General features: G+C 61.5%; 18 protein-coding genes and 1 pseudogene. 12 read left to right on the top strand and 7 right to left on the bottom strand.

What is annotated here, in order from left to right:
- Window positions 1–12 precede the first annotated feature (12 nt).
- Genes lptC through kdsD form a run of 3 tightly spaced genes read right to left on the bottom strand, consistent with a single transcriptional unit; the run spans window position 13 to window position 2,158 of the window.
- Complete coding sequence (lptC, locus tag DLM46_RS04550; protein WP_115099576.1) at window positions 13–621, bottom strand: LPS export ABC transporter periplasmic protein LptC; 609 nt, start codon at window positions 619–621, stop codon at window positions 13–15.
- Entirely contained in the window at window positions 618–1,175 is a 558-nt protein-coding gene (locus tag DLM46_RS04555) for a KdsC family phosphatase (RefSeq protein WP_115099577.1), read from the bottom strand. The genes lptC and DLM46_RS04555 overlap by 4 nt, the downstream gene beginning before the upstream one ends.
- Complete coding sequence (gene kdsD / locus DLM46_RS04560) at window positions 1,175–2,158, bottom strand: arabinose 5-phosphate isomerase KdsD (protein ID WP_115099578.1); 984 nt, start codon at window positions 2,156–2,158, stop codon at window positions 1,175–1,177. The genes DLM46_RS04555 and kdsD overlap by 1 nt, the downstream gene beginning before the upstream one ends.
- Before the next feature lie 149 nt (window positions 2,159–2,307).
- On the opposite strand from kdsD, the gene DLM46_RS04565 reads away from it, so the two are divergent.
- From DLM46_RS04565 to purU, 5 genes are all read left to right on the top strand, one after another.
- Window positions 2,308–4,311, top strand: a complete 2,004-nt coding sequence (locus DLM46_RS04565; RefSeq protein WP_115099579.1) for a monovalent cation:proton antiporter family protein — start codon at window positions 2,308–2,310, stop codon at window positions 4,309–4,311.
- Window positions 4,312–4,384: 73 nt separating this feature from the next.
- Complete coding sequence (locus DLM46_RS04570; protein ID WP_115099580.1) at window positions 4,385–4,951, top strand: adenine phosphoribosyltransferase; 567 nt, start codon at window positions 4,385–4,387, stop codon at window positions 4,949–4,951.
- A 45-nt stretch (window positions 4,952–4,996) separates the two neighbouring features.
- On the top strand, window positions 4,997–5,611 hold the full coding sequence (locus tag DLM46_RS04575) for a LysE family translocator (protein WP_115099581.1): 615 nt from the start codon (window positions 4,997–4,999) through the stop codon (window positions 5,609–5,611).
- Window positions 5,612–5,644: 33 nt separating this feature from the next.
- The gene (locus DLM46_RS04580) at window positions 5,645–6,523 is read left to right on the top strand and encodes an NUDIX hydrolase (protein ID WP_115099582.1); all 879 of its coding nucleotides are present in this window, start codon (window positions 5,645–5,647) and stop codon (window positions 6,521–6,523) included.
- Window positions 6,524–6,635: 112 nt separating this feature from the next.
- Window positions 6,636–7,505, top strand: a complete 870-nt coding sequence (gene purU, locus DLM46_RS04585; protein ID WP_115099583.1) for a formyltetrahydrofolate deformylase — start codon at window positions 6,636–6,638, stop codon at window positions 7,503–7,505.
- A 91-nt stretch (window positions 7,506–7,596) separates the two neighbouring features.
- Here purU and DLM46_RS04590 read toward each other — a convergent pair.
- From DLM46_RS04590 to uvrA, 3 genes and pseudogenes are all read right to left on the bottom strand, one after another.
- A pseudogene (locus DLM46_RS04590) lies at window positions 7,597–7,958 on the bottom strand (PepSY domain-containing protein); the annotation flags it as partial.
- A gap of 266 nt (window positions 7,959–8,224) precedes the next feature.
- A complete protein-coding gene (locus DLM46_RS04595; protein WP_115099584.1) occupies window positions 8,225–9,310 on the bottom strand; it encodes an AI-2E family transporter in 1,086 nt (361 codons plus the stop codon).
- A 35-nt stretch (window positions 9,311–9,345) separates the two neighbouring features.
- Window positions 9,346–12,219, bottom strand: a complete 2,874-nt coding sequence (uvrA, locus tag DLM46_RS04600) for an excinuclease ABC subunit UvrA (protein WP_115099585.1) — start codon at window positions 12,217–12,219, stop codon at window positions 9,346–9,348.
- Between the two features lie 450 nt (window positions 12,220–12,669).
- Here uvrA and DLM46_RS04605 point away from each other — a divergent pair, with 450 nt between their 5' ends.
- From DLM46_RS04605 to DLM46_RS04620, 4 genes are all read left to right on the top strand, one after another.
- Complete coding sequence (locus DLM46_RS04605) at window positions 12,670–13,857, top strand: MFS transporter (protein WP_165847907.1); 1,188 nt, start codon at window positions 12,670–12,672, stop codon at window positions 13,855–13,857.
- A gap of 133 nt (window positions 13,858–13,990) precedes the next feature.
- Window positions 13,991–14,515, top strand: coding sequence for a single-stranded DNA-binding protein (locus DLM46_RS04610; protein WP_115099587.1), 525 nt, complete (start codon window positions 13,991–13,993; stop codon window positions 14,513–14,515).
- A 450-nt stretch (window positions 14,516–14,965) separates the two neighbouring features.
- Window positions 14,966–15,319, top strand: coding sequence for an SMR family transporter (locus tag DLM46_RS04615; protein WP_115099588.1), 354 nt, complete (start codon window positions 14,966–14,968; stop codon window positions 15,317–15,319).
- A gap of 4 nt (window positions 15,320–15,323) precedes the next feature.
- Window positions 15,324–15,647 (top strand): DMT family transporter, encoded by a 324-nt coding sequence (locus tag DLM46_RS04620; RefSeq protein WP_115099589.1) that lies wholly within the window; start codon window positions 15,324–15,326, stop codon window positions 15,645–15,647.
- Window positions 15,648–15,700: 53 nt separating this feature from the next.
- On the opposite strand, the gene DLM46_RS40880 is transcribed toward DLM46_RS04620, so the two are convergent.
- Window positions 15,701–15,832 carry a hypothetical protein gene (locus DLM46_RS40880; RefSeq protein ID WP_279635156.1) on the bottom strand — a complete coding sequence of 44 codons (132 nt, stop codon included), beginning with the start codon at window positions 15,830–15,832 and terminating at the stop codon, window positions 15,701–15,703.
- Between the two features lie 384 nt (window positions 15,833–16,216).
- Between DLM46_RS40880 and DLM46_RS04625 the strand changes: the two genes are divergently transcribed.
- The 3 genes from DLM46_RS04625 to DLM46_RS04635 all read left to right on the top strand — a co-directional run bounded on the left by DLM46_RS04625 (window position 16,217) and on the right by DLM46_RS04635 (window position 20,869).
- Window positions 16,217–16,897, top strand: a complete 681-nt coding sequence (locus DLM46_RS04625) for a response regulator (RefSeq protein WP_115099590.1) — start codon at window positions 16,217–16,219, stop codon at window positions 16,895–16,897.
- 140 nt (window positions 16,898–17,037) lie between these two features.
- On the top strand, window positions 17,038–17,700 hold the full coding sequence (locus DLM46_RS04630; RefSeq protein ID WP_115099638.1) for a response regulator: 663 nt from the start codon (window positions 17,038–17,040) through the stop codon (window positions 17,698–17,700).
- 157 nt (window positions 17,701–17,857) lie between these two features.
- Window positions 17,858–20,869 carry a hybrid sensor histidine kinase/response regulator gene (locus tag DLM46_RS04635; RefSeq protein WP_244305816.1) on the top strand — a complete coding sequence of 1,004 codons (3,012 nt, stop codon included), beginning with the start codon at window positions 17,858–17,860 and terminating at the stop codon, window positions 20,867–20,869.
- Window positions 20,870–21,116 lie beyond the last annotated feature (247 nt).

The following is a 21,116-nucleotide window of genomic DNA, read 5'->3' on the forward strand; positions in this document are numbered from 1 at the left end:
GCCTGGAGAGGATTACCCGGGTTGCTTGGCCGAGCTGCCGCCGGCGTCGGACGCGGCGATTGCGCCTTTCACGTTGCCGAACAGCTGCATCACCCGGGTGACGTTGTTGTAGTTCATGCCGCTGGCAGTCATCACCGACATGCCGCGCTGAAGTTTAACCGGCTTTTCAGTCGCGATCACATCGTCGTTGACCAGCACCCGGAAATGCTCCGAATCCGCCTGCATCTGCGGATCGCCGTTGCCGGCCGCTCGCAGGATGCGGGCGTTGCCGTACAGATCCACGATCGACGCGTCGCCGTTCACCTTGCCGGTGTCGCCGGTCGCGGTGACGATCGGCTTGCCGGGCTGGAACGCGCGCATGGCCGGCTTGACCAGGTCGCTCAGCTCGTCGTCTTCGTAGTGAATCAGGTGAGTGGCGGTTAGACGGTATTGCGTCGAGCCCGACTGGTCGAGTTCGGAAACCGAGAAGTTGTCGGCGAAATAGTCCGGCGTGTGCTCCTTGGGGCGAATCATGCCTTCGTTGGGCCGCGGCAGCGTGGCTTGGAGCAGCCACCAGGTAATGCCGGCGAGCGCCGCCATGGCGACGAGCGGAATCAGGGAAGTCAGGCGGAACTGGTTCATCCGACGAGGCCTCGCTGTTCGCCGCTACAGGCGGCCGCGAGGAGTGCCTCGTATTTGTGCTGCGCGCGCAGCAGCGTGTCGCAGACCTCGCGCGCCGCGCCATGACCGCCGCGCGCCTCGCTGACCCAATGGGCGCGCGCGATCACTTCAGGATGCGAATTGGCCGGCGCCGCCGCGAAGCCGACCTTCAGCATCACGCCGAGATCGACCCAGTCGTCGCCCATGTAGCCGCATTCTTCGGGCGTCATGCCGGTTTGCCGCAACAGGTCTGCGAACGCCTGGGGTTTGTCTTGCACGCCCTGATAGACGTGGGTGATGTTCATCTCCTTCACCCGCGCCGCGACGATGCCCGACTTGCGCCCGGTGATGATCGCCGTTTCGATGCCGGCCTCGCGCAGCAGCTTCATGCCGTGGCCGTCCATCGAGTTGAACGCTTTCATCGTGTCGCCTTCCGCCGTGAACAGCAGGCCGCCGTCGGTCAGCACGCCGTCGACGTCGAAAATCATCAGCTTCACGCGGCTGGCGCGTTCGGTGGCGGTCAGGGACACGGGCATCAAATCACCTTCTTCGAGAACAGGTCGTGCATGTTGAGTGCGCCGATCAGCTTGCCTGCTTCGTCGACGACCAGCATCTGATTGATGCGGTAGCGCTCCATCAGTTCCACGGCTTCGACGGCGAGCTGGTCCGGACCGATGGTGCGCGGGCCGGCGGTCATGACCGAGGCAATCGACAGTTCGCGGAAGTCGCCATCGCGCTCGAGCACACGGCGCAAGTCGCCGTCGGTGAAGATGCCGGCCACGCGATCTTCGTGATCGACGACCGCCGTCATGCCCATGCGCTTGGCGGTCAACTGGAACAGCGCGTCGCGCACGGTGGCCTCGGGCGTCACCTTCGGCACCTGGTCGCCGGTGCGCATCACGTCCCGCACATAAGTGAGCAGGCGGCGGCCGAGCGCGCCGCCCGGGTGCGAGCGGGCAAAGTCGTCCGAACCGAAACCGCGCGCATCCAGCACCGCGACCGCGAGCGCGTCGCCGAGCGCGAGCGCGGCGGTGGTGCTGGCGGTGGGCGCGAGATTCAGCGGACACGCTTCTTTCGCCACGGCGGAATTCAGGTGCACGTCGGCCAGTTGTGCGAGACTCGACGACGGACGGCCCGTCATCGCGATCAGTTTTGCGCCCATGCGCTTGATCAGCGGCAGAATGGACACCAGCTCTTCGGTCTCGCCGGAATTCGACAGCGCGACGAACACGTCGTCGGCGGTGACCATGCCGAGGTCGCCGTGACTCGCTTCCGCCGGATGGACGAAGAACGCCGGCGTGCCGGTGCTGGCGAGCGTGGCCGCCAGTTTGCGGGCCACGTGGCCCGACTTGCCAATGCCGGAAACGACCACGCGACCACGGCAACCCAGGATGAAATCGACCGCCCCGACGAAACTATCGTCGAGTTGATCGCGAAGCGCGCGCACGGCGTCCGCTTCGATGTCGAGCACGTCGCGAGCGAGCGCGAGTGCCCGATCGCCATTGATTTTCGCTATCATTCGCGGAGTATAGCAAAGGCGCTTGTTCGCCGCGCCGGGCCTGCTGTGCCAAGCCGCTGCCTTCAACGGCCCCTCAACCTTGTCGCACGGCGTTTTGCGTGCGCGGTTCCGCTGACGAACGAGGACGCTTTACCCATGCGTGTTTGCCGATGATTTCCCCGCTGGAAATGACGCTGTTCCTGCTGCTGGCCTCAGTCGCAGGTGTGGTGGTGTTTCGCTTTCTGAATCTTCCGCCGATGCTCGGGTATCTGACGGTCGGCATCATCGTCGGTCCGCATGCGTTCGGTCTGATTCCCGATTCGGCGGGCGCGCAGAACCTCGCCGAATTCGGCGTCGTGTTCCTGATGTTCTCGATCGGGCTGGAGTTTTCGCTGTCCAAACTGCGCACGATGCGCAGGCTCGTATTCGGCCTCGGCCTGTTGCAGGTGATCGGCACGGTTGCGGTGGCGGTGTCGCTCGGCTTCCTGCTGGAGCGCTGGGTCCATATCACCTGGCAGGCGAGCGTCGCGCTGGGCGGTGCTCTGGCGATGTCGTCGACGGCGATCGTCAGCAAGCTGCTCGCGGAGCGGCTCGAGATCGAGACCGAGCACGGCCGCAACATCTTCGGCGTGCTGCTGTTCCAGGATCTGGCGGTGGTGCCGCTATTGATCGTCATCTCGGCGCTGGGCGGCGATTCGAAGGACCTCGTCAGCGCGCTCGGGCTGGCGGCGGTCAAGATCGTCGTGGCGTTGGCGCTGCTTCTTATAGTGGGTCAGCGCTTCATGACGCGCTGGTTCAACGTGGTGGCGCGGCGCCGTTCGCAGGAACTGTTCATTCTCAACCTGCTGCTGGTGACGCTCGGCGCCGCCTTCATCACGGACAAATTCGGGCTGTCGCTCGCGCTCGGCGCGTTCATCGCCGGCATGCTGATCGCGGAAACGCCGTACCGGCATCAGGTGGAAGAAGACATCAAGCCGTTTCGCGACGTGCTGCTGGGTTTGTTCTTCGTGACGACTGGCATGCTGCTCAATCCGCGCGTGGTCTGGGCGCATCCGTTCATCGTGCTCGGCTTCCTGGTCGGGCCGCTGCTGCTGAAGGCGGTCATGGTGACGGGACTCTCGCGCCTGTTCGGCGCGTCGCCGGGCGTCGCGATGCGCACCGGCATCGGCCTCGCGCAGGCCGGCGAATTCGGTTTCGTGCTGCTGAATCTGATTCTCGACAAGCATCTGGTGGACGCGACGCTGCTGCAGGCGATTCTCGCCGCGATGCTGCTGTCGATGCTGGCCGCGCCGTTCCTGATCCAGAACGCGGATCGCATCGTGCTGCGGCTGTCGTCGACGGAATGGATGATGCAATCGTTGCAGATGACGCGGATCGCGACGCAGAGCCTGAAGCAAAGCGGTCACGTGATCATTTGCGGTTACGGCCGGGCCGGGCAGAATCTGGCGCGCATGCTGGAGCATGAAGGCCTGTCGTACGTCGCCTTGGACCTGGACCCGGACCGTGTGGCCGCCGCCGCCGCCGCGGGCGAATCGGTCGTGTTCGGCGATGCGGGGCGGCGCGAATCGCTGCTCGCCGCCGGTATCCACCGCGCCGCCACGATCGCGATCACCTACGCGAACACACCTTCGGCGCTGCGCGTGCTGCATAACATCCACGAACTGGAACCGACGCTGCCGGTGATCGTGCGCACGGTCGACGACGCCGATCTGGAAAAGCTGCTGGCTGCCGGCGCGACCGAAGTGATTCCGGAAATCGTCGAAGGCAGCCTGATGCTGGCTTCGCACACGCTGGTGGTGATGGGCGTGCCGATGCGTCGGGTGGTGCGGCGGGTCGAGGAGATGCGCGACGAGCGTTATGCGCTGCTGCGCGGCTATTTCCACGGCGCCGACGACATCGAGGACGACGACGGTCACGAACAGGTGCGGCTACAATCGGTGCCGGTCGACGAAAACTCGGACGCGGTGGGCCGCACGCTGGCGGAAGTGGGGCTGTTCGAGATGGGCGTCGAAGTGACGGCGATCCGCCGGCACGGCATTCGCGGCGTCGAGCCGGACCCGTCCACCAAGCTGCGCGCGAGCGATATCGTGGTGTTGCGCGGTCTGCCCGAACAGCTGGCCGAGGCCGAGGAGCGGCTTTCGAAGCATCGCCGGGCGGGAGCGGCCGCGGCCTGACGTGCGCCGGGCCGTGCCCCGGCGAATTCATTGAGCTTTTCATCGGACCTGTGGAGGTCCATCCGGAGTCATCATGTCCAACGCGCTTGCGGGCGCGCCGCTCGATGCGGCCGAGTTCGTCAAAAGCAAGATTCGCACGGTGCCCGACTGGCCGCTGCCGGGCGTGCAGTTTCGCGACATCACGCCGCTTCTGCAATGTGCGAAGTCGCTGCGCGTGCTGATCGACCTGTTCGTGCAGCGCTATATCGACGCGAAGCTCGACTACGTCGCCGGTCTGGATGCGCGCGGTTTCATCATCGGGCCGATCGTCGCGCACGAGCTGAACCTCGGCTTCATCCCGATCCGCAAAGAGGGCAAGCTGCCGTACAAGCGCGTCTCGCAATCGTATGAACTCGAATACGGCACCGCTACCGTCGAGATTCATGAGGACGCCTGCAAGCCGGGCGATCGTATCGTCATCATCGACGACCTGATTGCCACCGGCGGCACGATGATGGCCGGCAAGATCCTGCTGGAGCGGCTCGGCGCGGTGGTGGTCGAAGGCGCGGCGATCATCGATCTGCCCGAGCTGGGCGGTTCGGCGCTGCTGCGCGACGCGGGCCTGCCGCTCTATACGGTGACTGAATTCGGCGGACATTGAGCGCCGGACGCGAATTTCTTCTTGCACACAAAGAAGGTCAGTACGATGCCCAACTTCCTGTTGTTTCTCGCCACATCGATTGCCATTACGATGGCGCCCGGTCCCGACAATCTGCAAGTGCTCGCGCGCGGCATCTCGCAGGGCCGCGCCGCGGGCCTCGTCGCCGCGCTCGGCTTTGCCGCCGGCATCACGTTTCACACCACGTTGGCCGCGCTCGGCGTCGCGGCGTTGCTGCGCTCGTCGCCGGTCGCTTTCGAGGCGATCAAGCTGGCCGGTGCTGCGTATCTGATCTGGATCGGCATCAAGGCGCTGCGCAGCCAGGGCCTCGCAACCGCGCATGAACGCGCGCCGCAACCGCTGATGGCGGTATTTCGCCAAAGCGTGCTCGGCAATCTGCTGAACCCGAAGGTGACGCTGTTCTTCGTCGTGTTTCTGCCGCAGTTCGTGCAGCCGCACGGCGCGCAGAGCGTGACGGTGCAGATGCTCGAACTCGGCGTGCTGTTCATGCTGCAGACGGTGGTGGTGTTCTCGCTGTTCGGCGTGTGCGCGGGCGTGATCGGCGGCTGGTTGAAGCGCCGGCCGCGCGTGGGCGTGTGGCTCGACCGCCTCGCCGGCGCCACGTTCATCGCGATCGGCATTCGCGTGGCGTTGCGCGACTGACGGCTGCGCCCGAAGAACAGTTTGGAGTTCTGCATGACTTTGCCTTGCATCACCGCCGCGCGCCGTTTCGACGTGCACGCGCATCTGCCGTTCTGGATCGACGGCGAGCAGGTGGGCTGGATTCGCTCGATGGATGTGCCGTTGCTCGCGCGCTGGCCCGATGTGTTCGAAATCGGCCGCGCGCGCGTGATGCTGGCGCCGGTGTTCAACACCGTCGATCTGCGCAGCGCGGCGCTCGGTTCCGTGATCGGCGCGCTCGCCGCCGAAGGCCGGATCCCAGGCTGGCGCAACGAGACCTACGCGATCCGCAATGCCTTCGATGCGCCGCCGCTCGCGTACATCGAACGCGCGGCGTCGCGCTTCTTCGGCACGATGACCTACGCGGTGCATCTGAACGGCGTCGTAGAATACGCGGATGGCGCGTCGCCGAGGGGAGCCCCGCCAAAGGGCGCGCCGCAATTGTGGATCGCGCGCCGCAGCGACACCAAGGCGACAGATCCAGGCATGCTCGACAACGTCGTGGCGGGCGGGATCGGCTGGGGCTTCGGCATCGAGGCGACGATCATCAAGGAGTGCTGGGAAGAAGCCGGTATCCCCGAAGACATCGCCGCGCGCGCCGTGGCGGGCCGCACCGCACATGTGCTGCAATCGTTGCCGGAAGGCACGCAGGCTGAACAGATCTTCGTCTACGACCTCGCGCTGCCGGCCGATTTCGCGCCGCGCAATCAGGACGGCGAAGTGGGCGAACACCGGCTCGCGCGCATCGACGAAGTAGCGCGCTGGATCGAAGAAGGCGCGATGACCGTCGACGCGAGTCTCGCCACCCTGGATTGCCTGCTGCGCCGCCGCTGGATCGATGAAGCCGCGTGTACGGGTATCGACACGGTGTTTGCGCCACCCGTGCTCGCCTGACCGCTTGTGCACGGACGCGCTGCCGCGCAGCGCTTGCGGCGCTGTATCGAATCAACCACGCAAAGAAACCACGCGAACAAACCACGCATTGAAGAAGGGAGTCACCCAGGTCATGTCGACCGATCACAGCTTTATCCTCAAACTGTCGTGCGCCGACCGGCCCGGCATCGTCCACGCGGTTTCGGGCTTTCTGTTCGAACGTGGCAGCAATATTCTCGACTCCGCGCAGTTCGGCGACAGCCGCACCGGCGAGTTCTTCATGCGCGTGCATTTTCAGCAGGTGGGCGGCGATCCAGGTCAGGATGCGTTGCGCACCTCGTTCGCGACGCTCGCCGAACAGTTCGGCATGCGCTGGGAGTTGCACGATGCGTCGGTGAAGCCGCGCGTCGTGATCATGGTGTCGAAGATCGGCCATTGCCTGAACGATCTGCTGTTCCGCTACCGCACCGGTCAGCTGGGTATCGAGATTCCGGCGATCATCTCGAACCACAAGGAGTTCTACCAGCTCGCCGCCAGCTACGACATTCCGTTCCATCACTTCCCGCTGATGGGCGGCACGCCCGACGCCAAGGCCGCGCAGGAAGCGCGCGTGCTCGAAGTGATCGACGAGCATCAGGTCGATCTGGTGGTGCTCGCGCGCTACATGCAGATTCTGTCGCCGAAGCTGTGCGAAGCGCTCGCGGGCCGCGCGATCAATATTCACCATTCGTTCCTGCCGAGCTTCAAGGGCGCGAAGCCGTATTACCAGGCGTTCGACCGCGGCGTGAAGCTGATCGGCGCAACCGCCCACTACGTGACGACGGATCTCGACGAAGGCCCGATCATCGAGCAGGAAGTGGAGCGTGTGGATCACAGCATGACGCCGGAGCAACTGACGGCGATTGGCCGCGACGTCGAATGCGTGACGCTCGCGCGCGCGGTGAAGTGGCACGTCGAGCATCGCGTCGTGTTGAACGGCAGCAAGACGGTGGTGTTTCGCTAGAAGTGCTCGATGCGCTTGCGGTTGTCGGCCGGCCTGCGGGCCGGCGCGCAAACTGCAAGCGTGCGCCGGATGAGTCCGGCGCAATCTCCGGCTAGGGCCGCGCCGCGGAGCTCCCCGCGTCCCGTGCGCTCATTGCCTTATGCGTGTTTTGCGTGTTTTGCGCCGAACGGCGGCGCGCATTCAGCTTCTTCAGCCAGATCAGCAGCCCTGTCGCGCTCAGCGCCGCGACTGCAAGCCCCACCGCGCTAATCAGAATCCGTCCGCCGAGCCCGAGGATGCGTCCCGAGTGCAGCGGGAATTGCACCTGCATGACGATGTCGCCGGCCGTACCCTTGCCGGGGATCTGCGCGCCGAGCTGCTTGCCGCGGTGACCGCGTCCCAGTACATCCACGGATTGCCCAGGCCGACGTCGCCGTGATCGTTGCCGGTGGCGTAGAAGCCGACCCCATACGCCTCGTGCGCTAGCCAGCGGAACAGCGGACGGAAGGGAACGGCGTGTCACGGAAGGCGCATTGCGCAAATGGGAATTATTCGCATCTTAAAGAGGCGTGCACTCTGCTGCAAGCTTTCCGTCGCACCCTGCTGCTGAACGCGCACGTCGGCTCTGAGCAAAAAACGGCACCGAAGTGCCAGATGCCGTTCAGTCGCTCAACTGAACGGCATTACACCGAACTGCCGTGTTTTATTCGCGCTTTATTCCGCCTCAGTTCGCCGGAAGTTCAAACCAACCGCAGATAAATCAATTCCCGCTTGATATACGCATAGAAAATCGGCGCGGCGACCACGCCGGGGAGGCCGAACGCCGCTTCCATCACGAGCATGGCGATCAGCAGTTCCCAGGCGCGCGCCTCGATCTGGCCGCCGACGATGCGCGCGTTCAGGAAGTACTCCAGCTTGTGAATCAGGATCAGGAACACCAGCGACATGACCGCCGCCGGAAAGCTCACCGACAGCGCCACCGCGACGATGATCGTGTTCGAGATCAGATTGCCGATCACCGGCAGCAAGCCGACGATGAACGTCACGAGCACCAGCGTTTTCGACAGCGGCAACTGATCGTGAAAGATCGGCAGCACCGCCAGCAGGAAGATGCCGGTGAAGGTCGCGTTGATCGCGGAAATCTTCACCTGGGCGAACACGATGCGGCGGAAGGCATCGGCGAAACGTGTCACGCGTGTGACGAAGGCCGTGGACAGCGGCAGCCGCTGCAGATGCTGCTGCGCGCCGACCGCGATGATCGCGCCGATGATCATGCCGATCAGGATGTGTGTGAACGCTCGCGCCGCGGTCTTGCCGCTTTGCTGCAGCATATTGGCGTGCGCTTGCATCAGCTCGGCCGCCTTGGTCTTCATCTGCTCGGTGTCGACCGGCAGATAGTTGGCGATGAATTGCGGAATCCGGCCGCGCGCCTGGTCGATCAGCTGCATCGCCTGGTCGAGCAGCTTCTGCACGCTCGGCACGTCGTTCTCGAAATGCTCGATGATGCCGAGCGTCAGGGCCGTCAGCGTGCCCACAATGACCGTCGACAATATCACGACCGCGAGCCAGCGCGCCCGCTGGCTCGACATATGCCGCTCGATGCGCGGCGCAATCATATGCACCAGCTGGAACACGAGCAGGCCGGCGAGCAGCGCGCCGAGCAGCCGCAGTTCGATGACCGCCCACATTCCGACCAGCATCAGTAAATAACTGCCGATCTCGACCGCCGACAGCTTCGGCAGGCTCATATCGCTGGTCAGCCTGACCGGGCGCGGACGTAGGTCCTGCACTTGCCCGTCGTCCTGCGCCTGATTCCGCTTGGCCATGGCTTATTTCCGTCCCCAACCCTTGTTGTGCAGCGTTACTTATTACTGGCAGTGCGTTTCAGCAAAGGCGCCAGATACCTACCAGTAAAACTTGCCTTCGACCTGGCAACCTGCTCCGGCGTACCTTGCGCAATGATCTGGCCGCCGCCTGCTCCGCCTTCTGGGCCAAGATCGATGACCCAGTCGGCAGTTTTGATTACATCGAGATTATGCTCGATGATCACGACGGTATTACCCTGATCCCGTAACCGATGAATCACTTCCAGCAGCAGCGCGATATCGTGAAAGTGCAGGCCGGTGGTCGGCTCGTCGAGAATATAGAGAGTGCGACCCGTGTCGCGCTTGCTCAGTTCCAAAGATAGTTTGACGCGCTGCGCTTCGCCACCCGACAAAGTGGTGGCCGACTGGCCCAGCCTGATATAGCCCAGGCCCACGTCCAGCAAGGTTTTCAGCTTGCGCGCGACGACCGGCACCGCCTTGAAGAACTCATAAGCGCTCTCGACCGTCATGTCGAGCACTTCGCTGATGTTCTTGCCCTTGTACTGCACGTCCAGCGTTTCGCGGTTGTAGCGCTTGCCGTGGCAGATGTCGCAGGGAACATACACGTCCGGCAAAAAGTGCATCTCCACTTTCAGCACGCCGTCGCCCTGGCAGGATTCGCAGCGCCCGCCCTTCACGTTGAACGAGAAGCGGCCCGGATCGTAGCCGCGCTCTTTCGACGCCGGCACGCCCGCGAACAGCTCGCGGATCGGCGTGAAGAGACCCGTGTAGGTGGCCGGATTCGAGCGCGGCGTGCGGCCGATCGGCGACTGATCGACGTTGATGACCTTGTCGAAGTGCTCGAGACCCTCGATCGATTCGTACGGCGCCGGCTCCGTGGACGAGCCGTACAGGTGATGCGCGACCGCGTGATACAGCGTGTCGTTGATCAGCGTCGACTTGCCCGAGCCGGACACGCCGGTCACGCAAGTGAGCAGACCCACCGGCAGATCGAGCGACACGTGCTTCAGATTGTTGCCATACGCCTCGACGATGCGCAGACGCCGCTCGTCCGGGTCCTTGCGCTCGTCCGGAAATTCGATGTTGCGGGCGCCGGACATGTACTGCCCGGTCATGGATGCCGCGTTCGCCTGCACCTCTTTGGGCGTGCCTTCGGCGATCACCATGCCGCCGTGTTCGCCCGCGCCCGGCCCCATGTCGACCACGTAGTCGGCCATGCGGATCATGTCTTCGTCGTGTTCGACGACGATCACCGAGTTGCCCAGGTCGCGCAGATGCTTGAGCGTGGCGATCAGCCGGTCGTTATCGCGCTGATGCAGACCGATCGACGGTTCGTCCAGCACGTACATCACGCCGGTCAACCCCGAGCCGATCTGCGAGGCGAGGCGGATGCGCTGCGCCTCGCCGCCCGAGAGCGTTTCCGCGCTGCGTTCGAGCGAAAGGTAATCGAGCCCGACGTTATTCAGGAACATGAGGCGCGCGACGATTTCCTTGACGACCTTGTCGGCGATCTCGCGCTTCGAACCTTCGAGCCGCAGCGTCTGGAAATAGCCGAGCGCATCGCGCAGCGGCCAGCCGCTGATTTCGAAGATGCCGCGCGCGTCGCCATCCGCGCCGATCCGCACGAAACGCGCTTCGCGGCGCAACCGCGTGCCGGCGCAGGCCGGGCACGGCTGGTTGTTCTGATACTTGGCGAGCTCTTCGCGCACCGCGACCGAATCGGTCTCGCGGTAACGCCGCTCCAGATTCGGGATGATCCCTTCGAACACGTGCTCGCGAACGGAAGTGCGGCCACGTTCGTTGATGTACGAGAACGGAATCTCCTGCTTGCCCGAACCGAACAGCAGGATCTTGCGGACTTTCTCCGGCAGATCTTCGACGGCTGTGTCGATCTCGAACTCGTAGAACGCCGCGAGACTTTGCAGCATCTGGAAGTAGAACTGGTTACGCCGGTCCCAGCCCTTCACCGCACCCGCCGCCAGCGACAGCGACGGATGCGCGACGACCCGTTTCGGATCGAAGAAGGTGATCTGGCCCAGGCCGTCGCATTCCGGGCATGCGCCCATCGGGTTGTTGAACGAGAAGAGGCGCGGCTCGAGTTCCTGCAGCGAATACGAGCAGATCGGGCAGGCGAACTTCGAGCTGAACAGATGCTCCTTGTCCGTATCCATTTCGAGTGCGATCGCGCGGCCGTCGGCGAGACGCAAGGCCGTTTCGAACGATTCGGCGAGGCGCTGTTTCATATCGCCGCGCACTTTCAGACGATCCACGACTACATCGATCGTGTGCTTGTCGTTTTTCTTGAGCTTCGGCAGCGACTCGACTTCATAGATCTTCGCCACGCCTTCGTTCGCGGTGCCGCCGCCGGAGCGCACGCGAAAGCGGATAAAGCCCTGCGCCTGCATTTCCTCGAACAGCTCGACGTGCTCGCCTTTGCGGTTCGCCACCACGGGCGCGAGGATCATCAGCCTGGTCTCTTCCGGCATCGCGAGCGCCGCGTCGACCATCTGCGAGACGCTTTGTGCTTCCAGCGGAATTTCGTGATCTGGACAGTAAGGCGTGCCGACGCGCGCGTACAGCAGCCGCAGATAGTCGTGAATTTCGGTGACCGTGCCCACCGTGGAGCGCGGATTGTGCGAGGTCGCCTTCTGTTCGATCGAGATCGCCGGGGACAGCCCTTCGATCAGATCGACGTCCGGTTTCTCCATCAATTGCAGGAATTGGCGAGCGTAAGCCGAGAGACTTTCGACGTAGCGCCGCTGTCCTTCCGCATAGAGCGTGTCGAACGCGAGCGACGATTTGCCCGAGCCGGATAGGCCCGTAATCACGACGAGCTTGTGACGTGGGAGATCGAGATTGACGTTCTTCAGGTTGTGGGTGCGAGCCCCACGGATACGGATTTGTTCCACGCGTTATTCCATGACCTGGCGGAAAGAGGAAGAGGCTAAACCTGCTACTATAACGACTTTTCAAGACCGCCGTTACGGCTTCCTGACAGTCCGAACAGGAGCTGAGGCAAGCTGTAAGACAGCGGTCCAGCGCTGCGGGGAATGGAGCTAACTGGGGCCATTTCTCGCGAGTACAAGGCAACCCCGAGGCAACCCCGAGGCAACCCCGAGGCAACCCCGAGGCAACCCCGAGGCAACCCCGAGGCAACCCCGAGGCAACCGCAACGTGCCGCGAGGCCCGAGCGAAACCGCGGTAAGGGCCGCCGGCTCGTGTGCCGCATGCTTTGCGCAGCTTTGCGGTCCGCCGCCTGGTTGTTGCCCGGTTGTTGTCTGGTTGTCACCCGGTTGTAGCCGTCCCGCGAGGCTGGCCGCCGGCGGTATGCCGCCCAGCTCATTCAAAGAACGCTTCCGATGTCCAATCCGTCCGCCACCTCCTCACGCATGAGCGCGCCTGAACTGCGCGCGACCGTGTCGCTTGCCGCGATCTTCGCGCTGCGCATGCTCGGTCTCTTCATGATCATGCCGGTGTTCTCGATCTACGCGAAGACTGTCCCGGGCGGCGACAACGTGCTGCTGGTCGGCATCGCGCTCGGCGCGTACGGCGTGACGCAATCGATGCTGTACATCTTTTACGGCTGGATCTCGGACAAGGTGGGGCGCAAGCCGGTGATCGCCACCGGCCTGCTGATTTTCGCGCTCGGCAGCTTCATCGCGGCGGGCGCTCACGATATGACGTGGATCATCGTCGGCCGGGTGATTCAGGGGATGGGTGCGGTGTCGTCGGCGGTGATCGCCTTTATCGCCGACCTCACCGCCGAAGAGCATCGCACCAAGGCGATGGCGATGGTCGGCGGCAGCATTGGCGTTTCCTTCGCGGTCGCGATTGTCGGTGCGCCGATCGTGTTCCAGTGGGTCGGCATGAGCGGCTTGTTCACGCTGGTCGGCATCTTCTCGATTCTGGCGGTCGGGGTGGTGCTGTGGATCGTGCCCAATGCGCCCAAGCCGGTGCATGTGCGTGCGCCGTTCGCGGAAGTGCTGCACAACGTCGAACTGCTGCGCCTGAATTTCGGCGTGCTCGTGCTGCACGCGACGCAAACCGCGTTGTTCCTCGTCGTGCCGCGCATTCTCGAAGCTGGCGGACTGCCGGTCGCGTCGCACTGGAAGGTGTATTTGCCGGTGATGGGCCTCTCGTTCGTGATGATGGTGCCGGCGATCATCGCCGCCGAGAAACGCGGGCAAATGAAAATCGTGCTGCTGTCCGCCATCGGTCTTATCCTGATCGGACAGTTGTTGTTGGGCGTCGCACCGCATACGATTCTGAGTGTGGCGGCGATTCTTTTTGTCTACTTTCTGGGCTTCAATATTCTTGAAGCATCGCAGCCTTCGCTGGTGTCGAAACTGGCGCCGGGAACCCGCAAGGGCGCGGCGGCCGGCGTGTACAACACCACCCAGTCGATCGGTCTGGCATTGGGCGGGATGATCGGCGGCTGGCTGCTGAAAGCGGACGGGCAAAGCGCCGTGTTCTTTACTTGTTCGGGGCTTGTTTTGTGCTGGCTTATAATCGCCACAAACATGAAACAGCCGCCGCGTAAGGCGTAACAGGGTCTCAGGACCCCACCCAGAACTCACCCGGCGGCGGGCTGAGGCGCGGTTCTGGTCTCGGGCCTGCCGGTCACGAGACGCGAACCGTGTATTGCCGCGCCGCCCGCAACGGAATCAACAGGAGAAACTCATGGCATCCGTGAACAAGGTCATTCTCGTCGGCAATCTCGGAGCCGATCCGGAAGTCCGTTATCTTCCGAGCGGCGACGCAGTGGCGAACATCCGCCTTGCAACGACGGATCGGTACAAGGACAAGGCGTCCGGCGAATTCAAGGAAGCGACCGAATGGCACCGCGTGGCCTTCTTCGGCCGCCTCGCGGAAATCGTGTCGGAATATCTGAAGAAGGGCTCGTCGGTGTATCTGGAAGGGCGCATCCGCACCCGTAAGTACCAGGCGCAGGACGGCACCGACCGTTACGCGACGGAAATCATCGCCGAGCAGATGCAGATGCTCGGCGGCCGCAGCGGCGGCTCGATGGGCGGCGGTGACGAAGGCGGTTATAGCCGCGGCGAACCGTCGGAGCGCAGCAGCGGCGGCGGCCGTGCGGCTTCGGGCGGCGGCGCCTCGCGTGGCGGCAGCGGCGGCGGCTCCAGCCGCCCGAGCGCGCCGGCCGGCGGCGGCTTTGATGAGATGGACGATGATATTCCGTTCTAACCACCCGTAATTTAAAAGTGTAAAGATCAGCCCCGCCTTTGCGCGGGGTTTTCTTTTTGTATCTGGGATTCAGGGCGTTCCCTGACCTGCAACAATTGCCGGAGGGATACCGCGGCTCCCGGCGATTTTGATTTGTAACTATTGTCAACAACCTCGGGTGCCAGCAGCGCAAGGTGATTGTCGATATTCCGAGATCAGGAACGGGAATCGAAATCGCTCCTCAGTCGGCTGTCCGGCAATCTCGGTGTTAGAAGGTCTCAAACGCCTCAAACGCCTCAAACGCCGGTTGCTGACACGCCCCAAAAAAGAAAGCGTATATTCCAGGAGCCTACTTTGTCGGCTGCCGCCCAACTTGGATTGCGAAGGACGAGCGGTCTCCGTTTGCGAATTGCGCTATGCCGTGCTTTCCGATTTTGTGCGCAAGAAAAAACTTTTTCGGATTAGTTAAATATGAACGAAGCTGCGAAAGCTGAAAGTTCGGGAGTTGCCTGGGCGTTCCTCGCGGGAGCGATCGTCGCCGAAGTGACAGGCACCTCTTTCATGGCCACGGCGGCACGTAGCGGAACGTACGGTGGATACGTGGTCATGACAGTGGCCCTTGCCTTGTCGTATTACCTTCTGTCTTTGTCTATTCGCATCATAGCCGTTGGTGTCGCCTACGCCGTATGGGAAGGTTTAGGGCTGGCGGCGCTAACCATGATAAGCGTTTTTGTTTTTAAGGAAGGGTTATACTGGCTTGATATCGTTGGTCTTATATTGGCGCTAACCGGCATCGTCTGTGTGGCATTGGGTGAGGGAGATTAAAAACATGAAAATAATCCCGATAATTTATGTCTCTGGGTCGGCTGCAATTGATATCGCTGCCAACATGATGCTGGAGAAATCCGATGGTTTTCGCCGTATCCGTTGGGGATTTGGGGCCGTAGTCTTGCTTTGGATTGCTTTCGCGCTACTTGGTCAGGCAGTGAAAGGAATGGATCTGGCGGTTGCTTATGCCATGTGGGGTGCAATTGGCATCACAGGGACTGCAATATGTGGGCGCCTATTTTATCAACATCGGCTAAAACCAATAGGCTGGATTGGCATACTCCTCGTGACGGTGGCCGTGATTGTACTTTCAGTCGCGGAGTAGAGGGAAAGGCAAATCGACGCTAGCACTCTCTTGCCGTCAATTTCGCAACTGCGCTAACCGGCCAGTTTTCGCTGGCCGATGCCGGTCGCCGAGATGCCGAGCACGGCCTCCAGGCGAAGCCGCACTGCCCGGATAAGGCGTGCCGCCAATTCCGCCGTCTCGCCCAAGTCGAGCAGGCGCGACACTTGTGGCTCGTGTTGCGTCGGACGCCAGTCGTGGCGGAGGCTAACAACTCGGAGCGTGCGCTAGCAACGCTGGTAGCTCATTATCAAACGCGCATCGCCAATTTGACGGTGCTCAGCCTACTGATGTTAAGCACGAAGTAGGGACATAGCGGCATTTAATTTTAGGATGAATTTCCTAATAGTCAGGAAGCGTCAAATATAGGACATGTCTCATCATCTCCGGTGACATTTAAGTTGTCGTCCCCTATTTTCAGTCTCGGATCATTCTTACAATAAGCAAACGTTGTCAACGGAGTTTATTGCGAGAGTCATACGGCCTCCGCGTATCTAAAGACACGAAAATGAGCCGGGTGGATTGGCTGCGCAAATGGGGTGGTTCTGCATATGAATGATTTTAGCGTCAAAACGATCTTTGCTAACGATCGCCCGCTGATGGTGGCTGGAATGAAGGCAGTATTCGAAAAGTCCAGCGTAATCGAGTTGATAAAGACCTGTCAAAGCCCGAAAGAGCTTATCGATTCGATAAAAACTCAAGACTGCGACGTCGTGTTAATTGATTATGGGATGCGCGACAAGGGACAGATGGCAGGGCTAACCCTTCTTTCATACGTGCGGCGGCTGCGCCCAAACCTCAAGATAGTTGTTCTGCTAGCCCACGAGAATCCGGTGATCATTCGCTCAATCCAGGCGCGATCCGTTTCGGGCATCGTGAGCAAGTTCGACGATGTGGGACACATTATTACCGCGATTCATACCGGCTACGGTGGAGGTGTGTATCTTTCGCCAATCGTGCGGCAAGTCATAGATTCCGCGGGACAGGAGAGAAATTATAGGTCGTCGAAGTTGTCGCCTCGAGAGGTCGAGGTTATTCGTCTATATTTGACTGGCATGACTGTCGGGGAAATTGCGGTGCGGCTGAATAAAGGAAAGCAGACCGTAAGCGCTCAAAAGACGAGTGCAATGAGAAAATTGGGCGTAAAGAGGGATATGGATTTAATGAAGTGCGCCGTCAATATGGATTTGATTGATGAGGCCGCGGCCGTCGTTGCAATGGACATCGCCTGAAATTGACAATTGCAGGTTTCACGCTTGGGTTTTTTCAAAGGTCTCAACGCTAGTTTTGAGATAGAATCACCGCTGCAATCCGTTCTATGTGCTGGCCGTGGCACAGCCTCGTACCCAATTTGAATTTCGCGGAAAACCAAATGGGCGATTTCTCCATACGCGTGATGATCGCGGATGACCATCCGGTAACCGGTCATGGGATCGCACAGGCACTCACGGGGGTACCGGCCATCGAGGTCGTCGGCGTTGTGGCGAACTCGCAAGTGCTCGTCGAGAAACTCGATGCGGTGCAATGCGACGTCCTGGTACTCGACTATGTGATGCCGGGAGACCAATACGGTGACGGGCAGACGCTGCTGACATTCCTGCAGCGCCGCTATCCGCATCTGCGCATGGTGACAGTCACGATGATCAGCGCCCCGGACGTGTTCCGCGCGCTGCAGAAGCTCGGCGTCACCTGCATTCTCAGCAAGTCCGATTCGATGTCCCATCTGGTGACCGCGGTGCATGCCGCGTATACGAACGGCCGATATCTCTCTCCAACGATTGTTCAGTTACTCGAAAGCAATGATGTCCGCGGCAAGAGCGAGCTCTCGGCGCGCGAAGCGGAGATCGTTCGTCTGTTTCGCGCAGGATACAGGGTCGGAGAGATCGCCGAGCAGTTGCATCGCAGTAAGAAAACCGTGAGTGCGCAAAAGCTGGCGGCGATGCGAAAGCTGGGCATCACTCGCGATGCTGATTTAATCAAGTACGACGGATCGCTTGCTCTGTCTGTGAAAAGCGACGCAGCAACGGATGACTGACGCGCGCCCAAATTCAAGGCAATGCGCTTCGCATCGAAGCTGAGGTGCGGTCTCGCTGCTGTCGTCGGATGAAGCGGTCAACGCCGTTTGAACACCTGAACGTGCGCGATTAGTTTTTGTCGCAACGACAGCGCGGCGCCAATTGCCAGGTGGGTTGATGCGTATCGCCAAGCGGAAGCAATTCGATCCTGATTGGATGAGGTTCTATCAGCGTCTGCTGCTGTACGGCGGCGGTGCGGTACTGTCCATCTTCATGTTGGCATGCGCAACCGCGGTGTGCTGGCTGGAAGTGAGCGACTACAACGCCCGGATGCACGCCGCTTTCCTGACAGAGAAATCACGCTTGCTGGTCAGCATGGCAGAGAGCACTGCCGTGCTCAAGCGGCTCGCCGCCTATGCGGAAGGGGTCTGGGATCCGCATGGAACGCCTTCGCCCGGGTTGGCCGAGGGATTCCAGAAAAATCACGGCTTTGTCCTCGTCCAACAGAATGATTCCCGACGCCTGTACGTGGCCAAAGCCGCGGTTGGCGACTGGGATAACGAGGGTCGATTCTTGCCGATACTGGCCATGAACGAGCGGATGCTTGACTCTAACGCTGCGTCGACATGGTCAACCTTCGGCATTGCTCAAACCTATTTTGTCAGTGCGCACGCAGAATATGTCGCAGCCTTTCTGCGATCGCCTCTTGGCATCGCCGTGCCACGTTCCCGGCTCGATCAAATACACTCGGCCTTGCGCGACGAATGGCCGGATGTTGTTGCGCTCGTCCGCAATGCCGAAGCCCGACAAACGCTTTCCTCGCGTGACATTTACTGGTTGCCACCGCGCTTCGATCCTCTAACCGGGGGTCTGGTGCTCCGGACCGCGACCTGGGTGTTCGATCGCGAGGGTGGGCCAATCGGCATGATTGTCTACACCATCCGCCCAGGCAGATTTCTCAACAATATGGACAACGGTGCCGATGGTGGGGCGTTTGCGGTCGTCGACGATGCGGGCCACGTGCTGCTTACCCCGACGGGGGAACACAGCAATCTTCTTGATGCGGCCGCCGCCCTGAGAAATCCCGTTAAATCGACGGCGAGCCCGGCGCCGAGTCGTGGACTTTTCACGATCGACGAGCGCATTCCCGGAACGGATTGGTCCCTGATCTATGTCTATACGGCACGGACCATTTTGAGCGGGCTGAAGCTGCGCTTCCTGACGATCGGCGCGCTAACGTTGTGCGGCTGGGCGCTCCTCCTTGCAGGTATCGCTATTTTCAATCGGAAGATTCTCGCGCCGTCCTATTTGCGTGCGGTGCGGCTCAAAGAAAGCGAAAAGCTCAACAAGACGTTGATCCGAACGGCACCCATCGGTTTGATCCTGCTGGATGAGGCGGGAGGGAACACGCTGGTGCGCAACGAAGCAATGGCTCGCTTCGAGGAGGCTGCCGATGGTGCGCCGTTAGGTCGCCAGATATGGGCAGCGTATCGGCGGTTTCAGGACGCCGCCGGGGTGCGCAGGCGAGCTGTGCTCGAGCACGAGATGACCTTCGCCTCCGCTGGGACAGGCTCGGTCCATCTGCTCCTCAATGTCGTTAGCGTCAAATATCGGGGAGTCAGTACGTTGCTCAGTACGGTCGTCGACATCACCGCTCGCAACTTGACGGAGCAAAAGCTCGAGGAGGCTCGACGCGCGGCCGATCAGGCAAACGCGGCCAAGTCCGTATTTCTCGCGACAATGAGTCATGAAATCCGGACGCCGCTCAATGCCGTGATCGGTAACCTCGAACTGATGAAGCGGTCTTCGCTTGCCGAGGTTCAGCGCCGCCGGCTGGATATCGTCGATTCATCATCCGATGCGTTGCTTCGCATCATCAACGACGTTCTGGATCTGTCCAAGGTGGAAGCCGGGCAGTTGACGATCGAGTCAATTCCATTCGACTACGCGTCGCTGCTTCACGAGATAGCTGAATCTTTCCGCCCATTGACGGCAGCAAAGAACCTCGAGCTGCAATGTCGCGTTTCGCAAGAGCTGCGTGGCCGTTACCTCGGAGATCCAGTAAGGGTCAGGCAGATCGTCTCGAACCTGCTCAGCAATGCGATCAAGTTTACCGAACACGGCGAGATAACGGTCGAGGCCCGTAAAACGGGCGTGGAAGGCGCTGAGCATATCGATATCCGCGTTATCGATACGGGGATCGGGATTGCCGAATCGGCGCTCACGCACATATTCGATCTTTACAGGCAAGCTGATGTTTCGATTCATCGTCGATTCGGTGGTACCGGGCTCGGCCTGCCGCTGTGCCGGCGCCTCGCTCAAGCGATGAACGGAAGCATATCGGCCGAGAGCGCGGTGGGGCGAGGCAGTGCATTCACGGTGACGTTGCCGTTGCGGGTTCCGAGCGGCGCGGCCGAGATCGAGAGCGCGAACTCGCTGGAAATTGTCCCGACGAAACCCGACGCCGCCGCATTGCGCGATGACGAGCCGCTTCGAGTGCTGGTGGCCGAAGATCATCCCGCCACCCGAATCTTATTGGTGGATCAACTTGACGAACTGGGGATGCGCGCAACTGTCGTCGAAAGTGGCGAAAGGGCGCTCAGTGCGCTTAAGCAGGGAAATTACGACCTCGTTTTGACAGATCTCGGCATGCCGTCAATGGACGGCTATACGCTGGCAGGCGCCGTGCACGAGCACGATTCAACGCTGCCTGTGGTTGCAATGACAGCCCACATCGCGCCTGAGGAAGAGCGGCGATCAAAGAGCGCGGGAATCAGCGCGCTCCTCGCCAAACCATTGACGCTTGCCGTGTTGGATCGCGCGCTGCGCGCCCACGCGAGGGGTGCCGTTCGTTCGAGTTGCGGAGCGCTGGCTGCGAGTTCCGTAAAGACTCTTCCGGATGGCGTCAGAACTGCGATGCAAGAGGCGACTCGGGCGTCCCTCGAATCGATTGAAACTGCGTTATCGAGCAACGATGCGCAAGCGCTGGTACGCGAACTTCACTCGCTAAGGGGCGGATTCATGTCGGTCGGGAATCGGGTCCTGGCTGAACTTCTCGGTGGCCTGGAGCAGATGGTGCGCGACGAAGGGGCGGCTACGCTTGCCGAACTCTGGCCAGCGTTACGCGCTGAGGTGCAAGGCGCGCTGGTTGCTTTCGAAGCATCTGCCCAGGAGCGGTCCTCGTCCTGATCCGATCCAACTGGAAGGCGCGATCGACGTCGCGAAGCTCGGGGCATGCATCGATCGCGCTGACCCGGACCGTATGCTTAGGTCAGCGCGCTCCCCCTGCCAACCATCTGACGTTCGTCGTTGCTAGATAAGTAGCCGTTTGCAAGCAGGAGCCGCAGTTTGACCGAGCGCCAGTTTCAGCACGAGGCCTGCCGCCGGCGCTGTCCGACTGTAATTTGACGTAGCGCAAACGCATGCGTCATCCACC

Origin of the sequence: Paraburkholderia lacunae (assembly GCF_003353175.1) — a bacterium.
Taxonomy (GTDB): domain Bacteria; phylum Pseudomonadota; class Gammaproteobacteria; order Burkholderiales; family Burkholderiaceae; genus Paraburkholderia; species Paraburkholderia lacunae.

What these genes read in the sequence shown, in the direction of transcription:
- DLM46_RS04620 (WP_115099589.1), top strand. Translation starts at nt 15,324, where the DNA reads ATGAAAATAATCCCGATAATTTATGTCTCTGGGTCGGCTGCAATTGAT.
- DLM46_RS04605 (WP_165847907.1), top strand. Translation starts at nt 12,670, where the DNA reads ATGTCCAATCCGTCCGCCACCTCCTCACGCATGAGCGCGCCTGAACTG.
- DLM46_RS04555 (WP_115099577.1), bottom strand. Translation starts at nt 1,175, where the DNA reads ATGCCCGTGTCCCTGACCGCCACCGAACGCGCCAGCCGCGTGAAGCTG.
- purU (WP_115099583.1), top strand. Translation starts at nt 6,636, where the DNA reads ATGTCGACCGATCACAGCTTTATCCTCAAACTGTCGTGCGCCGACCGG.
- DLM46_RS04615 (WP_115099588.1), top strand. Translation starts at nt 14,966, where the DNA reads ATGAACGAAGCTGCGAAAGCTGAAAGTTCGGGAGTTGCCTGGGCGTTC.
- DLM46_RS04575 (WP_115099581.1), top strand. Translation starts at nt 4,997, where the DNA reads ATGCCCAACTTCCTGTTGTTTCTCGCCACATCGATTGCCATTACGATG.
- DLM46_RS04625 (WP_115099590.1), top strand. Translation starts at nt 16,217, where the DNA reads ATGAATGATTTTAGCGTCAAAACGATCTTTGCTAACGATCGCCCGCTG.
- DLM46_RS04630 (WP_115099638.1), top strand. Translation starts at nt 17,038, where the DNA reads ATGGGCGATTTCTCCATACGCGTGATGATCGCGGATGACCATCCGGTA.
- kdsD (WP_115099578.1), bottom strand. Translation starts at nt 2,158, where the DNA reads ATGATAGCGAAAATCAATGGCGATCGGGCACTCGCGCTCGCTCGCGAC.
- DLM46_RS04565 (WP_115099579.1), top strand. Translation starts at nt 2,308, where the DNA reads ATGATTTCCCCGCTGGAAATGACGCTGTTCCTGCTGCTGGCCTCAGTC.
- DLM46_RS04595 (WP_115099584.1), bottom strand. Translation starts at nt 9,310, where the DNA reads ATGGCCAAGCGGAATCAGGCGCAGGACGACGGGCAAGTGCAGGACCTA.
- DLM46_RS04635 (WP_244305816.1), top strand. Translation starts at nt 17,858, where the DNA reads ATGCGTATCGCCAAGCGGAAGCAATTCGATCCTGATTGGATGAGGTTC.
- DLM46_RS04570 (WP_115099580.1), top strand. Translation starts at nt 4,385, where the DNA reads ATGTCCAACGCGCTTGCGGGCGCGCCGCTCGATGCGGCCGAGTTCGTC.
- DLM46_RS04580 (WP_115099582.1), top strand. Translation starts at nt 5,645, where the DNA reads ATGACTTTGCCTTGCATCACCGCCGCGCGCCGTTTCGACGTGCACGCG.
- lptC (WP_115099576.1), bottom strand. Translation starts at nt 621, where the DNA reads ATGAACCAGTTCCGCCTGACTTCCCTGATTCCGCTCGTCGCCATGGCG.
- DLM46_RS04610 (WP_115099587.1), top strand. Translation starts at nt 13,991, where the DNA reads ATGGCATCCGTGAACAAGGTCATTCTCGTCGGCAATCTCGGAGCCGAT.